12 protein-coding genes are annotated in these 16,503 nt (G+C 38.7%); 5 read left to right on the top strand and 7 right to left on the bottom strand.

What is annotated here, in order from left to right; translation table 11 throughout:
- The first annotated feature begins 43 nt into the window (after positions 1 to 43).
- Complete coding sequence (locus J580_RS13235; RefSeq protein ID WP_002118682.1) at positions 44 to 427, top strand: DUF3144 domain-containing protein; 384 nt, start codon at positions 44 to 46, stop codon at positions 425 to 427.
- Between the two features lie 61 nt (positions 428 to 488).
- Here J580_RS13235 and J580_RS13230 read toward each other — a convergent pair whose 3' ends face one another.
- The 4 genes from J580_RS13230 to J580_RS13215 form a co-directional block, all read right to left on the bottom strand.
- Positions 489 to 3,251: a M16 family metallopeptidase gene (locus J580_RS13230; protein ID WP_032004470.1), complete on the bottom strand. Its 2,763-nt coding sequence runs from the start codon at positions 3,249 to 3,251 to the stop codon at positions 489 to 491.
- A gap of 122 nt (positions 3,252 to 3,373) precedes the next feature.
- Positions 3,374 to 4,189 (bottom strand): PhzF family phenazine biosynthesis protein, encoded by an 816-nt coding sequence (locus tag J580_RS13225; protein WP_032004468.1) that lies wholly within the window; start codon positions 4,187 to 4,189, stop codon positions 3,374 to 3,376.
- A 149-nt stretch (positions 4,190 to 4,338) separates the two neighbouring features.
- Entirely contained in the window at positions 4,339 to 5,733 is a 1,395-nt protein-coding gene (locus J580_RS13220) for an L-cystine transporter (RefSeq protein ID WP_032004466.1), read from the bottom strand.
- Positions 5,734 to 5,941: 208 nt separating this feature from the next.
- A complete protein-coding gene (locus J580_RS13215) occupies positions 5,942 to 6,823 on the bottom strand; it encodes a LysR family transcriptional regulator (protein ID WP_016146078.1) in 882 nt (293 codons plus the stop codon).
- A 96-nt stretch (positions 6,824 to 6,919) separates the two neighbouring features.
- On the opposite strand from J580_RS13215, the gene J580_RS13210 reads away from it, so the two are divergent.
- Complete coding sequence (locus tag J580_RS13210) at positions 6,920 to 8,098, top strand: YbfB/YjiJ family MFS transporter (RefSeq protein WP_032004464.1); 1,179 nt, start codon at positions 6,920 to 6,922, stop codon at positions 8,096 to 8,098.
- Positions 8,095 to 8,220: a hypothetical protein gene (locus J580_RS23170; protein WP_014207334.1), complete on the top strand. Its 126-nt coding sequence runs from the start codon at positions 8,095 to 8,097 to the stop codon at positions 8,218 to 8,220. The genes J580_RS13210 and J580_RS23170 overlap by 4 nt, the downstream gene beginning before the upstream one ends.
- A gap of 35 nt (positions 8,221 to 8,255) precedes the next feature.
- Here the strand turns inward: J580_RS23170 and icd are convergent, their stop codons facing one another.
- Positions 8,256 to 9,512 (bottom strand): NADP-dependent isocitrate dehydrogenase, encoded by a 1,257-nt coding sequence (gene icd, locus J580_RS13205; RefSeq protein WP_005067916.1) that lies wholly within the window; start codon positions 9,510 to 9,512, stop codon positions 8,256 to 8,258.
- Positions 9,513 to 9,708: 196 nt separating this feature from the next.
- On the opposite strand from icd, the gene J580_RS13200 reads away from it, so the two are divergent.
- Complete coding sequence (locus J580_RS13200; protein WP_005067912.1) at positions 9,709 to 10,497, top strand: rRNA large subunit pseudouridine synthase E; 789 nt, start codon at positions 9,709 to 9,711, stop codon at positions 10,495 to 10,497.
- 115 nt (positions 10,498 to 10,612) lie between these two features.
- Here J580_RS13200 and J580_RS13195 read toward each other — a convergent pair whose 3' ends face one another.
- A complete protein-coding gene (locus J580_RS13195; RefSeq protein WP_032004463.1) occupies positions 10,613 to 12,850 on the bottom strand; it encodes an NADP-dependent isocitrate dehydrogenase in 2,238 nt (745 codons plus the stop codon).
- A 400-nt stretch (positions 12,851 to 13,250) separates the two neighbouring features.
- A complete protein-coding gene (locus tag J580_RS13190) occupies positions 13,251 to 14,954 on the bottom strand; it encodes a M61 family metallopeptidase (RefSeq protein ID WP_032004462.1) in 1,704 nt (567 codons plus the stop codon).
- Between the two features lie 170 nt (positions 14,955 to 15,124).
- Between J580_RS13190 and J580_RS13185 the strand changes: the two genes are divergently transcribed.
- Positions 15,125 to 16,444 carry a D-alanyl-D-alanine carboxypeptidase PBP6B gene (locus J580_RS13185; protein ID WP_032004461.1) on the top strand — a complete coding sequence of 440 codons (1,320 nt, stop codon included), beginning with the start codon at positions 15,125 to 15,127 and terminating at the stop codon, positions 16,442 to 16,444.
- Positions 16,445 to 16,503: the final 59 nt, after the last annotated feature.

Raw genomic sequence — 16,503 nt, 5'->3', positions numbered from 1 at the left:
CGTTTGCCTATAATAAGCAGCTCTATTTTTGCGGGAATAAGTCATGTCTCAAAAGATTAATGCAACAGATATTACTGAAGAAGAAGCGTTAAATGCGGTTTTCTTTGAGCGTGCGGATGAATTCATTAAACAAGCCAATGATTTTTGTCGCCCGCCAAAAGATAAAAAAGTTGATCCAGCTGAGCTACGTGGTCAAGTGAGTGCTGCAATGTTATTTGCTACTGCCCGCTTCAATACATGGGTAGCAGCAAATAACTTTAAAGATGGTAATGAAATGCGTGATGCGAAAGATCAGGTTATGTCTTACCTTCTTCAGCAATTTCAGATGATGCTTGAAGATAACTTCGATGAATATTGTGAACAATTCGAAAATTATTTACGTTTCCGTAAAAATGAAGATTTTCACGCGCATAAACATGATCATTAATATGATTTAAAGACCTAAATAAAAAGCCACAATTTAGTGGCTTTTTATTTGCGAGAAGACTTTATTTCTTTGCTACCTGGCCATATTGATCAGCCATTACTTCAACCAAATGTTCAGGTTTAATATACTTCTTAATTACTCTGTTAACGTCAGCAACAGTCAATTTAGTTAACTCTTGATCATGACGAATTCGGTCTTGCAATGTTTTGTTTGTTTCAAGTTGTAGATTTAACATGCCATGAATATTACGCTCATCTTCTAATGCCGTAACTCGTTTCTTCATGATATCTGCTTTAGCAGCTTCAAGCTCTTGCTCAGTTACCCCATTTTTAACCAAGTCATTTAACACTTTGTGTATTGAGGCAGACACTTGTGCTGAGCGACCCGAAGTATAATTTGCACTAATACTCAAAGCTCCTACATTCGTGTCACGATCAAGTTGTAGCCCACTTCCAAAACCATAGACTAGCGCATTTTTCTCACGAAGCTCTTGAGCTAAACGTGATGAAATTTGAGATTCCCCTAAAATATAATTCATTAAAATGAGAGCAGATGCATCTGGATGGTTTTTACCAACTGGAATTGAAAGCACACTCTGGTAGCTACCAAATTCACGTTGCTCAGATAAAACATGAACTTGCTGTGCTGGAAAATCAACGTGATCAATCAAGATTTTTTGATATGGCTGTTTACCGTTCCAACGACCAAATTCCTGATTCAGTAATTTCTGCATCTTTTTCGCATCAAATTCGCCTGTAATGGCAATTTGAGCATGGTTCATTGCAAAGAAACGCTCATATAACTCTTTCACCTGTTCTTGAGTTGCGTTTTTCAACTGCTGTTTTGCTAGTTCAGGTTCAAAGTGATAACGCAAATCACCTGGTTGATATTCTTCAAGTAAACGTGAAAGTGTTAAGCCCGCTACCACATCTGGCTCGGTATAAGGACGATCTAGGCTTGATAAGCTTTGCGATTTAATTAAATCAAACTGAGATTGTTCAAATTTTGGATTCTTCATTACATCAAGAACAAACTTGAAAAACTCATCAAATTTTTCTGATTTAGACTGAATATTAATGGTCATGCCATTGCCGTCAGCACTTGCATAAGCCGCGCCGCCTGCATCAATTGATTTATCGGCAATATCTTGCAAACTATATTTATCAGAACCACGAAGCAATAAATATGAAGTTAAATCAACTACCGTACCTTTATTAAATAAAGATTTTTCTGTTCCGAAGTCCATCGTAATCGTTGCGTAAGTACGATCATCACGTGTTTCAACTGGGAATAAAGCATACTTCATTCCATTTTTTAGTTTTCCACGAATAATCTTTTTCTCATTACTTTCAACATATTGCTTAGAGGTTTTTAAAAACTCAGCGACTTCTTGTTGATATACCTTCGGATCTTTTAAAGGCTCGACCTTTGCTTCGACCTGATCTAGAGTTTTAGGTGACTCTTTTGAATTTTGCTGTTGCGCTTTTTTCTGGTCTTCAGGTGTTGGTAAAATATCGCCATCAATACGATGATCAGCCACAAGGAACTGTTTTAAAGTTTGATTCACATCATCTAGCTTAACTTTTTCTACAGAATCTAAATCTTTAAAATATTGATCCCATTGCCCGCCAGCGACGGTGTAATCACTTAAACGTGACCCAAGTGCTACCGCATCTTTAGTGATTAAGTCACCTTGAGTTTTCATTAAACTTTTAACACGATTTAATTCAACTTCGGTAAAAGGCTTCCCTTTTTCAATGCCCGCTAACAAAGAGCTTTCAACTTTTTTAGGGTCATTACTTGGTGAGTAAATCGCGCCTAAAAACACCACATTAAAATCTTGGTCTAACCAAGTACTAGCTTCAACATTTGTGGTAATACCTGTTTCCACCATGTTCTGGTATAGGTGACCACTTGGCTGCATGGTATATAACAAAGGGGCTAAAGCGAGTGTTGGCTGAATTTTGGTATTTTTACCATTCATATAGATATGGAATTTAGCCAGATCACTGCCCTTTTTCACCATAAACTGACGATTTTTTATTTTTGTAGAGTCAAGCACAGGAATCTGTACAGGCTTTGGAACCTCTCGTGCCGCAATAGGACTAAAATATTGATCAATTGTTTTTAAGACATCCGTCTTATCAAACTTACCTGAAATCACCATAACCGCATTATTGGGTGCATACCAGCTACGATAGAACTGGTTCAATTCAGGCATCTTAATAGATTTAAGCTCAGGCAAATCACCAATCGGTAAACGTCCTAAATATTGATTACCGTAGGCTGACTTCCACATTTGATCCATCAGCACAGCAAAAGGCTGATCCATGCGGACTTCGCGTTCACGCTTTACAATTTCAATCTCGGAAGGAACAAACTTTTCTTGAAGAACTAATTTATCCATACGCTCAGATTCAAGATACAGTACCTGATCAAGCGCGGTTTTTTCTGGACGAACGATATTGGTATATTTTGTTGAATAATAATCAGTGCTGGCGTTTGTCATCAATGTATATTGATCTAAACGACGCTGGAATTCTTCCCCTTTAACGTTTTTAGTCCCTTTAAAAGCCAAGTGCTCAAGCAAATGAGCTAAGCCACTTTTACCTTGTGGGTCATTTAATGAGCCTGTTAAATAAATGGTATTAATAAAGATTTTATTTTCTTTGTCATTCGGTGCAAGCACAATCCGAAAACCATTATCTAATTTATATTCCTCAATATTTTGCTTACTTTTTACTAGTGTAGTTTGTGCCCAAGACGCAGCACTTAAACCAAGAATACATAGGGAGAGTGTCAGTTGTTTAAACTGCATAAACATATAAATACCAATTAATTTGAATAATAAAAAATCAATAGTTGTGGGACTATAGTAGGAAATTTGAACTAACTTTCATAGTAAAGTTTTGAAAAAAAAGCCGTTTATTTAAACGGCCTTATATTTTAAGAAAAAATTTCAGCTTGCATATATAGTTTCCCATATCCTGCGATTTCAATACGTTCCTCCGACAGGACATTGCAATATAAAACCCCACCGCGGCTAGAAGCCTGATAAGCCGTAATATTATTTTTAGCGAGTTTTTCTGCCCATAGTGGCGCTATTGCGGTATGAATTGAACCTGTAACAGGGTCTTCATCTATACCCGCGACAGGAGCAAAATAACGCGATACACAATCATATTGCTGGTCTGCTTTTGATGTTATTACAACATCCATATCTGCAGTTGTAATTGCAGTTCTTTTACCAAGAGCTTTGAGCAAACTCATGTCAGGCTGCTCATCTAATACATCTTGTACTGATTCATACTCAACAATGTAAGCTTGAACATTTTGATAAACCGCTTTAAAGGGTTTTGTTAAAGCTTGACGTAAAATAGCTGGATAATCTTCAACTTGATGAGCTTTACGAATCGGGAAATCCATTCTGATTTTGCCATCTTCATCTTGGTGAACCACAAAAAGGCCCAAATTTCGTACATGGAAATTAATGGTCTTTTTTTCAGTAAAATCTTTAAATAATGCGAAAGCACTGGCAAGAGTCGCATGCCCACAAAAATCAACCTCAACCGTTGGAGTAAACCAACGGATTTCATAATTTTCAGCATCTATAATTTTTACAAAGGCAGTTTCCGACAAGTTGTTTTCAAGTGCTATCTTCTGCATTAAATCTGTATCTAGCCATTCTTTTTCAACAATCACAGCAGCCGGATTTCCACGAAATAGCTCTTTTGTAAAAGCGTCGACTTGATACATTTTCATGATAGTACTCTCTTTTGTAATAGACTCATTTTCGAAAATTATTTAAAAGAAAAACAGATACAGTTTTTTAAAAATTAACATCACAGTGGCAATTTACGTATATAAAAAAACGGCTCATCCAAAGTAGATGAGCCGTTTAGTATCAGTTGTTAATGATGTTGAGTTAACTCAATTTCATCTTCACTGTTTAATATTTCTTTATCAGTCTGACCCATCAATTGACTGGTCACAACACCAGCAGTCATTGAACCATTTACGTTTAATGCAGTACGTCCCATATCAATGAGGGGTTCAATTGAAATAAGCAGTGCAACCAAAGTTACAGGTAAACCCATGGCAGGAAGCACAATCAGTGCAGCGAAAGTCGCCCCACCACCTACTCCTGCAACCCCAATTGAACTTAAGGTCACAATACCGACTAACGATGCGATCCACATTGGGTCTAAGGTGTTAATACCCATTGTAGGTGCAACCATTACCGCGAGCATTGCAGGATACAAACCCGCACAGCCATTTTGACCAATGGTGGCACCAAAAGAAGCAGAGAAACTTGCAATAGATTCAGACACACCCAAACGACGAGTTTGTGTTTCAATGCTCAGTGGAATACTGGCAGCACTTGAACGGCTGGTAAATGCGAAAGTCAGAACAGGAGCAACTTTTTTGAAGAACTTAACTGGAGAAACACCCGTCATAGTCAAAATAATGGCATGTACGACAAACATAATCGCCAAGCCTAAATAAGATGCAACCAAGAAACCGCCTAGATTTAAAATATCTGCGACGTTTGAACTTGCCACGACTTTGGTCATAAGCGCAAAAACACCATACGGCGTAAGTGTCATCACTAAGCGCACAAGCTTCATTACCCATGACTGCAACGTCTGAATCGCAGTCAGAATACGTTGACCTTTTTCTGCGTCATCCTTCATTAGGTTAAGCGCTGCTATACCTAAAAAGACGGCGAAAATAACCACGCTAATAATTGAAGTTGGGTTTGCACCAGTTAATTCAGCAAATGGGTTACTTGGAATAAAGGAAAGAATAAACTGCGGTACACTTAAATCGGTAACTTTACCTACATAGTCCGTATTAATGGCAGTTAAGCGTGCAGTTTCAGCAGCACCTTGCACCAAACCTTTTGCAGTTAAGCCAAACAGGTTAGTAACAAATACCCCTACCAGTGCAGCAATCAGTGTTGTAAAGAGTAAAGTACCAATTGTATAAAAACTGATTTTGCCTAAAGATGAGGCTTGGTGTAATTTTGCAACCGCTCCCAAAATAGACACAAATACCAAAGGCATCACGACCATTTGTAAAAGTTTTACATAGCCGTTTCCAACGATATTAAACCAGCTAATAGATTCAGCAAGAATCGGATGGCCACCGCCATAAATCAAATGTAGTCCTAAACCAAACACTACACCTAGAACTAAGCCAGCCAGAACTTTTTTCGATAAGCTCCAGTCTGTTTTACGTGTTTGGGCGAGTAAAAATATTAACCCGACAAAAACCACAATATTGATGATTAAGGGTATATTCATTCCCAAACTCCAAATTATTGCTTGTGTCATCTTTCAAGGGGGCATATTTGACCATAGCCAGCCTATATAAACTACCCTTTTCCACAATTTTATAGCATCAAGATGATTACAAACCTCTGTGAGAATATAAAATGACTTTTTCATACATATATATCACTTTTAATTTATAAATTAAGTTGGATATTTACGTATGAAAATCAATCACAACCTAAGCAACCTTTAATTCAAATTGTTGCTCAATAAAATGAATAAACTGCTTTAAATTGGTTCCCCATGTTTCGGGCGACTGGGCAACCAAGTAGGTAGTAAAATGAGCGGATTCAGTATTAAGTTCAAAACAACTTAATGACACTTTATCGACTACTTTGTTTAGATATGACTTTGGCAATAAAGCAAAACCAACGCCTAATTCTACACAGCTTACAATCCCGTCCAGACTGCCCATTTCCATGATTTGTGAAGGTGGAACACTGTGATCATTTAAAAATAACTCGATTGCATGACGATAAGAACAACCTTGTCGAAACGCAATAAATCGGGTCTTTGCAAGCTTGGCAACATCTGGAAAATGAGTTTGCTGTTTCGGACAAACCAAAACCAATTGTTCTTGCCAAACAGGTAAACTATACAACTCTGGAATTAAATATTTAGAAGCAACAAAAGCACAGTCGACCTCTCCTTGCTGCACAGCGCTTAACAAATATCGTGTCGGGTGAGTTTGCAGCTCAATCGGCAAATTCGGATATTGCTGCATACATTGATTGAGTAATTGAGGTAGACGTATTGCTGCTGTTGTTTCCATACTGCCCAAACGAATGGTTTCGTTCGGGTCAATATCACCCTCTTGAAAGATTTTTTTCGCTTTATTATGTAGAGCAATCATTTGAACAGCATAACTATGCAGCTGTTGTCCGGCATTCGTTAAAGTCACAGGGTTATTACGATTGAATAAAATAACCCCTAACTCTTCTTCAAGTTTTTTCACATGGCTCGTGATATTCGATTGCACCGTATACATTTTTTGTGCAGCTAAGGAAAAACTTCCACTCTCTGCAACAGCTAAAAAAAACTCTAGGGACTTAAGTAACATTTCACTATCTCAAAACAAGATAATCAACATCATATTAAATCATTTTTAAAGATTTAAAAACTCGCTTTTAATAATAAAAAAATTGAGCGTCCTCTCATGTCTACGTTTTATCGAATGAGCTTAATTGTCTTTTTGGCAACTTGTTTGGGGATTGGTGTTTTTAGATTTTCCTATACTGCGCTTATGCCCATCATGATCGAGCAATACCACTGGACTCACGATTTTGCCAGTTACTTAGGCAGCGCAAATTTATTGGGATATCTCATTGGTGCCTTATTAGCGCTCTTAAGTATTAAGGAAAAGTACATCACATCCATGATTGTATTTTCAGCTATGGCTGGCAGCCTTAGCCTACTCTGCTGTTCATTCGTTGATATGCCTTTAGTGTGGTTCATTGTCTGGCGTACGATTTCAGGTATTGCTGGCGGCTTACTTATGATTTTGGCACCTAGCTTTGCGATGAAATACATTCCTACCACGCAAAGATTAAAAGTTAACTTTTTAGGATTTAGCGGAATTGGTGTGGGGGTGTTATCTGCCACCATTATTATTCCCCTACTTCAAAATATGCCTGTTCATTATGTTTGGAATATTTTTGCGGGTCTTTCGCTATTAGGAAGCTTAACTCTTTACCGATTATTAAGCCGTAATACTGCCCAATTTATTAAGCCACTATCGAGCGCTCTTCAAACCTCACAAAAATCACGTTTAGGCCTTGTCATTATTATTGCCTATATGTGTAGTGCCTTTGCATATATTCCACACTCTTTGTTTTGGATGGATTATTTATCCGGAACTCTGCATTTCCCATTACAGCAAAGAAATCTATTTTGGGTTCTCTATGGAGTGGGAAGCTGCATTGGTGCACTTGTCGCTTATTGCTTAAGCAGACTAATCGGATATCTACAGGCCATTAAATGGTTATATGCCATTTACAGCTTAGCCGTTGTTTTGCCGTTCCTTTCACATACCGCATCTTTACTGGCCTTATCTTCGCTTCTGACAGGCTTACTGACTCCCGCAACCGTATTTATTAGTTCTTATAGTCTGCTACAGATTTATGAGCACCGTTATCAAAAGCTTTGGAGCGTTGCCACCATTGGCTTTGCCAGTACTCAACTTTTGGGTGGTGTTGTCATTAGTACTTTGCATCATTTGCATTGGTCTTATGCACATCTCTTTCTTTTGGGTGGAACCGTTCTTCTCTTTGCGGTTTGCCTTTTAATTCCCCTACGCCCTTCTTTCACCTCAACTTTCGGAGAAACCAAATCGTGAAAACTCTGCTCTTTCCTTTATTTCTAGTTACTTTCGTTCTTGTTATTCAAGCCCTAGACCAGAGTTATCAAAAGAAAACTGGCTTTATTAAAACTCCGAAACATCCCGAATTTATGCAATAAAAAAAGCCCTCAACCGAGGGCTTTTTAATAGAAGATTACTCTCCCATATGTTTGATAATTGCATCACCAAATTCAGAACAACGTAACAAGGTTGCACCCGGCATTAGGCGCTCAAAATCGTAAGTTACGGTTTTGGCAGCAATCGCCCCAGAAATTCCTTTAATGATCAAATCAGCTGCCTCTGTCCACCCCATATCACGTAGCATCATTTCCGCAGAAAGAATAATAGAACCAGGGTTTACTTTATCCTGACCTGCATATTTAGGTGCTGTGCCATGAGTTGCTTCATACACAGCAATAGCACCACCAATATTTGCACCTGGTGCAATACCAATACCTCCAACCTCTGCTGCCAAAGCATCAGAAATATAATCACCGTTTAAGTTTAGCGTGGCAATAACAGAGTAATCGGCTGGACGCATGAGAATCTGCTGTAAAAACGCGTCTGCAATTACATCTTTGATAATGATATCTTTACCAGTCCTAGGGTTTTTAATTTTAACCCATGGGCCACCATCAATTAGCTCTCCACCGAAACGATCTAGAGCCAATTCATAACCCCACTCTTTAAATGCGCCTTCGGTGTATTTCATAATATTACCCTTGTGAACCAGCGTCACAGAAGGTTTGTCATTTTCAATTGCGAACTGAATGGCTTTACGGACTAAACGCTGTGTTCCTTCTTTTGAAACAGGTTTAATTCCAATACCACATCCTTCAGGAAAGCGAATTTTTGTGACGCCCATTTCTTCTTGAAGGAACTTAATGACTTTTTTTGCCTCTTCAGAATCGGCTTTCCACTCAATACCTGCATAGATATCTTCCGAGTTCTCACGGAAAATCACCATATCAGTTAATTCGGGGTGTTGAACCGGTGAAGGAACGCCTTCAAACCAACGTACTGGTCGTACGCAAACATATAGATCTAATTCTTGGCGCAAAGCAACGTTGAGTGAACGAATGCCTCCACCTACTGGTGTGGTTAAAGGACCTTTGATGGATACAACAAACTCGCGGAGTGCTTCGAAAGTTTCTTCGGGCATATAGTTGCCATAAATTTTATTGGCTTTTTCGCCGCAATACACTTCCATCCATTCGATTGAGCGTTTGCCACCGTAAGCTTTTAAAATAGCAGCATCTACGACTGCTTTCATGGTTGGTGTAATATCTACACCAATACCATCACCCTCAATGAAAGGAATAATTGGATGATTTGGTACGTTCAGTGATAGGTCTGCATTTACTTTGATTTTGTCGCCGTCGGCAGGAACCACGATCTTCTGATAACCCATTGTGTAGATTCTCCCTTTTATAATACTTAATTAACTAAAAATAATTATCGATAAACAATACTTTCAACTTTTATTAACGCATAATAGCTTAATCGAATTTAATTCTTTTTGAGATTTATGTGGGAAATAAGCAAATTTCGCACTTAAATATAGCTCAATGTTTTCTCTAGTTATTTGAAAGAAGAAGCCATTTTTTATGAAAATTGTGATTCTCAACAAGCCTTATGACGTTCTCTCCCAGTTTCGTAAAGACGAAGCGCACATGACCGTCTCTGACTTTGTTGATGACCCGACTTTGCGCTTGGCAGGCCGTCTTGATATGGACTCTGAGGGTTTAGTTTTTTTAACCGATCATGGTGGTCTGAATCAGTTCATTACCAACCCTGCAAATAAAAAATACAAAACGTATTTAGTTCAAGTTGATGGCGATGTAACCGAAGAAGCGCTTGAGCAACTTCGTAAAGGTGTAGAACTGAATGATGGTATGACGCTTCCTGCTAAAGCCATTAAAGTCAGTGAACCTGAATGGTTATGGGAACGCAATCCACCCGTACGTTACCGTGCAAATATTCCGACATCTTGGATTGAGATTTCAATTTGTGAAGGCCGTAACCGCCAAGTTCGTCGTATGACTTCTGCGGTAGGTTTTCCAACTTTACGTTTAATTCGTACTAAAATTGGCTCAATTGACTTAGTTCAACTTGGTTTAAGACCGGGTGATGTAAAAGAAATTGAACCATTACTCTACCCTGACTTTAAAGATGTACCAGCTGAACAGCCTTATCGCTCGCGTTCATACGTGAAAAAACCAGGCGGTACGGGTGGCAAACCAATGGTTCGCAAGAACAAAGATGGTTCTGCGAAAAAGTCTGGTACAAAACGTATCTGGCAAATGGATGAAAGCGAGAAGCCACGACGTAAGACCAACGGTACAACTCGTCCAAATACAAAAGCACCACGTGGTCGTGGGCGTAATGGTCGATAAGATTTAATCTTTTAAAAGCTCACATCAGTGGGCTTTTTTAATGTCTTTTATTTTAGGCAATAAAAAACCGGTGCATATGCACCGGCTCTTAAGCTAATTACTAACGAGTTAGTAATTAAGCCTCAACTGTTGCAAGAGCTGCATTAAATGTAGCACTTGGACGCATTACAGCATTTACTTTAGTTGGGTCAATTGCGTAGTAACCACCGATGTCCGCTGGTTTACCTTGTACTTGAGCAAGTTCAGCAACAATCTTCTCTTCATTTTCAGCTAAAGCTTTAGCAAGAGGAGCAAATTTAGCTTTCAACTCAGCATCTTCGTTCTGAGCAGCAAGTGCTTCAGCCCAGTAAAGTGACAAGTAGAAGTGGCTGCCACGGTTGTCGATTTCACCAGTACGACGTGATGGAGACTTGTCATTGTCAAGCAATTTACCAGTCGCTTCATCAAGTGTCTTCGCAAGTAACTTAGCACGAGCATTATTTTCTTTAATGCCCATTTCTTCTAAAGATACTGCAAGGGCAAGGAACTCACCAAGTGAATCCCAACGTAAGTGGTTTTCTTCAACAAGTTGTTGTACGTGTTTTGGCGCTGAACCACCTGCACCAGTTTCGTACATCCCCCCACCCGCCATTAGCGGAACGATAGACAACATTTTTGCAGAAGTACCAAGTTCCATAATTGGGAACAAGTCAGTTAAGTAGTCACGTAAGATGTTACCAGTCACAGAAATCGTGTCTAGGCCACGTACTACGCGCTCAAGTGTGTAACGCATTGCACGTACTTGAGACATGATTTGGATATCCAGACCAGTCGTATCATGATCTTTTAAGTACTTTTGTACTTTCTTGATCAATTCGTTTTCATGTGGACGGTACGGGTCAAGCCAGAAGATTGCAGGCATACCTGAGTTACGTGCACGAGTTACTGCAAGTTTAACCCAGTCACGAATCGGAGCATCTTTAACCTGACACATACGCCAGATATCGCCTTTTTCAACATTTTGAGTCAATAACACTTCACCAGTGTCAAGATCGGTAATATTTGCAATACCAGCTTCTGAAATCTCAAAAGTCTTATCGTGAGAACCGTATTCTTCAGCTTTTTGAGCCATCAAACCAACGTTTGGTACTGTACCCATAGTCTTCGGATCGAAGTTACCATGCCACTTACAGAAGTTGATCATTTCTTGGTAAATACGGGCAAATGTTGATTCTGGCATAACAGCTTTAGCATCATACTGCTTACCATCAGCACCCCACATTTTACCACCGGCACGGATCATTGCTGGCATAGAAGCATCTACGATGATGTCGTTTGGAGAGTGGAAGTTTGTGATGCCTTTTGCCGAGTCAACCATTGCAAGTGCAGGACGGTGTTCTTGACAAGCATGTAAGTCTTCAATGATTTCTTCACGTAATGAAGTTGGAAGAGTTTCGATTTTCTCGTACAACCCAGCCATACCGTTATTAACGTTAATGCCTAATTCGTCAAATAACTTACCGTGTTTTTCGAAAGCTTCTTTATAGTAAATTTTCACACAGTGACCGAAAACGATCGGGTGTGAAACTTTCATCATTGTCGCTTTTACGTGTAAAGAGAATAAAATTCCCGCTTCTTTACAATCATCAAGTTCTTTTTCATAGAAATCACAAAGTGCTTTCTTGCTCATGAACATTGAATCAATGATTTCACCTTCTTGAAGCGCAACTTTTGGCTTAAGAACAATGCTCTTACCACTATTCGTGATAAGTTCCATTTTCACATTACGTGCGCGATCAAGTGTCATTGATTTTTCACCATGGTAGAAGTCACCTTCTTCCATATGTGAAACGTGAGTTTGTGACCACTGTTTCCACTCGCTCATTGAATGAGGGTGTTTTTTCGCATAGTTTTTAACTGCTGCTGGAGCACGGCGGTCAGAGTTACCTTCACGAAGGACAGGGTTTACTGCTGAACCAAGGCACTTACCATAACGAGCTTTGATTGATTTTTCTTCTTCAGTCGTTGGATTTTCCGGATAATCAGGAATTGCGTAACCTTTTGATTGAAGCTCTTTAATACATGCAGTTAATTGCGCAACAGACGCACTAATGTTCGGTAGTTTGATAATGTTTGTATCTGGATCTTGTGTAAGACGACCTAGCTCTGCAAGGTTGTCAGATACCTTTTGCTCTTCACTTAGGTAATCAGCGAATTCTGCGAGCACACGTGCAGCTACAGAGATGTCACTTTTAATAATCTCGATGCCAGCTGGCTTGGTAAAGGTCTCAATGATCGGCAGTAGCGAATAGGTCGCCAATAATGGCGCCTCATCAGTCAGTGTGTAAATAATAGTTGACTTTTCACCAGCCATATATAGCCCCTTCCGTTTGATTGAGTGTTGAGGACCGAGCTTGTGGCCCAGTGCCTACGAACCGATATGCTTAAATAAAACCCTGAGAGTATCGGCTCTCATTGTCTTCCAGTCAACGAAATATCCAGTGATAACGACATTTCGCAGCGAAATAATACATAATTTAAATCTATTGATAATATTCCTATACCCAACTTTAAGTAATACATAATTCATCATTACTTTTTTATGGGTTGAATACGATTAAATTACATGAGATATCTTTCAGAGTTCTGACAATTATTATACTTTTCATTCAAAACAAACTCAAAGATAAAACGAATCTCATCGTTTAGTAGCACTTAAAAATAAAAAACCGATGTACAAAACATCGGTTTTTTATAAACTATTTAACTGTTATTTAAGCTTTTAACCATTTTTCAGTTTTAGCCTGATCTTCAATAATAAGTTCAACTTCAGTTAAATCAGATGTAGCACACTCAACTTCAAAAGATAGTAACTCATCGCGACGGAAAGCAAACACGGTATAAATACCGCCCTGCTTTGCATACTTCTCAACAAGTTTAGTGGTCGCTTTTAAACCATCAATTGCAATAATTACATCATTGGCAGAAATACCTGCTTTAGCTGCTGCGCTATCGCGGCGAGCACTTTGTACGAGTACACCTTCTGGCTTATCAACAAGTTTCAAACCAAGTGGCAAAGATTTGTCAGTTTTAACTCTATAACTTAAGCCAAACTCAGGGAACAGTTGATCAAGTGGCAATTCATCAGTGGTATTAATCAAATGATTAATTTGTTCAATCCAGCTATCACCCGTCAGCTCTTTACATAAATCAAAAATGGTTCTTTCGTTTACTTGCATACCATTTTGAGTGTTTTCATATAACCGACGCATTAAAGCATCAAGACTAGAACCACGCAGGCGTAAACCTAAATCTAGACATAACGCAACTAACGAACCTTTATTGTAGTAACTGGTGCCCGCATTATTCGAGTTTTCATCTTGACGATAAAATTTAATCCATGCATCAAAACTTGATTCAGCAACTGTTTGAACAAAACGGCCCGGGTTTTGCAAATAACGGTCAATTTGTGCTTTGAGTAAATCAAGATAAGACTTCTGAGAAATCACGCCGCTACGTAATAAAATCAGGTCATCGTAATATGAAGTAAAGCCTTCAAATATCCAAAGTAAAGAAGTATAGCCTTCTTGATGCAAATTATAGTTTGCAAAGTTTTCTGGGCGGATAAACTTGACTAACCATGAATGAAAATATTCATGACTACATAAGCCTAAAAAGCGTTGATAATCTTTAGAAGGTTCAGTTGGTTCATTCGACTTTGGCAAATCATCACGCGGTGTAATCAAGCTTGTGCTATTGCAATGCTCTAATCCACCATAACTATTACCTGTTGCCATGGTCATAAAGGTATAGTTTTTAAATGGTGCCGAACCGAACATATTTATTTCAGCTGCACAAATCTTTTCAATATCGGCTTTTAGGCGATCAATATTGGTATTGTGCGAACCAGAAATTACGAACTCATGTTCAATGCCGTTCGTCTCAAAACTAAAGCGTGTTTGATCAGCCAATTCAAATGGACTATCAATCAGTTGATCGTAATGATCTGCTTTTAAAGTAAATCGACCTTTAACTAAGCTTTTTGAAGCTAAGCCTGTTGCTAACTGAAAATGCTTTAATTCATCCGGCAAGAAAACTTCGACTTCACAAGCGGACTGCTCCTGCCCCTCTAAAGCTAAACATACACACGCTGGATTAATATATAGACGAGTCTGGTCTACATAAGCACCACGGACAGACAAATCATATGCATACACATCATATTCAATCGTCATTAATTCATGATCTGTATTAAATAAACGCCAGCGATTCTTGCTCATTTTTTTAATATCCAGCAGACGTCCAGCTTCATCATAAGCTTTAACGGATTCAATATGTTTTGAGAACTCTCGAATTAGATAACTACCCGGAATCCACGTTGGTAGCCAAAGTTCCTGATTCGGGTTGGCTAAAAAACGAATTGTCACGTGAACAAGGTGCTGTTTGTAATCATCGAACTCAATTTGATAATGCAACATAAATTCTTCAATTTAAAAATAAGAACGGCTTCACATTAGATTATCACTTTTTTGTATCGTCTTGCGTAGATGTATTTTTTGGCAACAATTCCCACTAGCCTTCCATGGAAAAAAGGCATAGCATGCTGTGCATCTGTGTCCCGTATTTGCCAGTGAAGTTAAGGTCATCCGTGAAATTTTTTCTATCTCTTTTTACCCTCTTTAGTATTTTTTGTACTACTCTAACCAATGCTGCACTACTCAATATTGCACCTGAAAGTGTTGAAGCTGCTGCATGGACTATTGTAGATACTCAATCGGGTCAAATCATTGCTGAGCATAATAGCCATGTTCAACGCGCACCAGCATCTTTAACCAAAATGATGGTTGCCTACATTGCCCTAAAAGAGATTAAAGCTGGAAAACTGAAAAAAGAAGAAATCATTACTGCAACTCCAGTGGTTAGTGTTGTGCAGTGGGATGAATCACAAATGTATCTTAAAGCTGGTGAACAAATTTCAGTTGATCAGTTATTGGCAGGTTTAATCGTGATGTCTGCTAATGATGCAGCCGTGACTTTAGCTGAAAAAATCTCTGGTGATGTTCCGCGCTTCGTACAACGTATGAATCAGGAAGCTCAAGCTTTGGGTATGAAAGATACTCATTTTAGTAATCCTGCCGGAATTACGATGCCTGATCATTTCACTACAGCACACGACCTTAGCTTATTAAGTCAGGCGTTAATTAAGCAGACCCCTGAATATTTGCATTATTCAAAAATGCCAAGCTTTAGCTATAACCAACGCTTCCATCATGCGACAAACCTTGCGCTCAAATATGATCCATATGTAGATGGCCTTAAAACGGGATATACCAAAGCAGCAGGTTATAACTTGGCACTCACAGCTTCACGTCCTTCATTCTCATCTGACTTAACTCAAAGACGTTTATTAGTCATTGTTTTAGGTACACCGAGTGCTGTAAAACGCGCTGAGATTGCAGATAAATTAATGAATCTTGCTTACGCCTATACACGTGATGAAGTGATTATTCCTGAGCAGAAGTTAATTGCTGAACTACCTGTTGTAAAGTCGACTTTAAAAATGTTTAAGGTTGAAACAAAGCAACCAACAATTGTAACGACATCTTTATATGCAGACCCAGCACCAATTGACCTAAATACTTTTGATAATATGACTCAACGCGTTCAAGTACTCGATAGTAATCAACAACTTAAGGTGATTGCTCCACTTGAAACGACTCAAACCCATGTAAACATTGAGCTCAATGAAAAACAATTAACTGCGCCATTAATGAAAGTCGTAAGTTTGGCAACAGTATCGATTTATCAAAATAATCAACTGATCCGTAGTCTTCAAATCGAAGATAACGTACATATTGAAGAAGCCAATATTTTCCAAAAAATCGCAATGTGGTTTTCTAGCCTCTTCTCTATTTTTTCATCAAGTGAACATAGTGCTGCAAAACTTTACCCAGTAGATTCGCACTAAAAACATCAAATTGTGCACAGACGCACAATAATTTTTATAAATAAAAGATGGCATAATTT

The sequence above is a fragment of the Acinetobacter sp. 1542444 genome, assembly GCF_000581835.1.
Lineage (GTDB): Bacteria > Pseudomonadota > Gammaproteobacteria > Pseudomonadales > Moraxellaceae > Acinetobacter > Acinetobacter pittii.
The sequence above is the reverse complement of the archived record's forward strand: the minus strand, read 5'-3'. Positions and strand labels throughout refer to the sequence as shown.

What these genes read in the sequence shown, in the direction of transcription:
- J580_RS13235 (WP_002118682.1), top strand. Translation starts at nt 44, where the DNA reads ATGTCTCAAAAGATTAATGCAACAGATATTACTGAAGAAGAAGCGTTA.
- J580_RS13230 (WP_032004470.1), bottom strand. Translation starts at nt 3,251, where the DNA reads ATGTTTATGCAGTTTAAACAACTGACACTCTCCCTATGTATTCTTGGT.
- J580_RS13225 (WP_032004468.1), bottom strand. Translation starts at nt 4,189, where the DNA reads ATGAAAATGTATCAAGTCGACGCTTTTACAAAAGAGCTATTTCGTGGA.
- J580_RS13220 (WP_032004466.1), bottom strand. Translation starts at nt 5,733, where the DNA reads ATGAATATACCCTTAATCATCAATATTGTGGTTTTTGTCGGGTTAATA.
- J580_RS13215 (WP_016146078.1), bottom strand. Translation starts at nt 6,823, where the DNA reads ATGTTACTTAAGTCCCTAGAGTTTTTTTTAGCTGTTGCAGAGAGTGGA.
- J580_RS13210 (WP_032004464.1), top strand. Translation starts at nt 6,920, where the DNA reads ATGTCTACGTTTTATCGAATGAGCTTAATTGTCTTTTTGGCAACTTGT.
- icd (WP_005067916.1), bottom strand. Translation starts at nt 9,512, where the DNA reads ATGGGTTATCAGAAGATCGTGGTTCCTGCCGACGGCGACAAAATCAAA.
- J580_RS13200 (WP_005067912.1), top strand. Translation starts at nt 9,709, where the DNA reads ATGAAAATTGTGATTCTCAACAAGCCTTATGACGTTCTCTCCCAGTTT.
- J580_RS13195 (WP_032004463.1), bottom strand. Translation starts at nt 12,850, where the DNA reads ATGGCTGGTGAAAAGTCAACTATTATTTACACACTGACTGATGAGGCG.
- J580_RS13190 (WP_032004462.1), bottom strand. Translation starts at nt 14,954, where the DNA reads ATGTTGCATTATCAAATTGAGTTCGATGATTACAAACAGCACCTTGTT.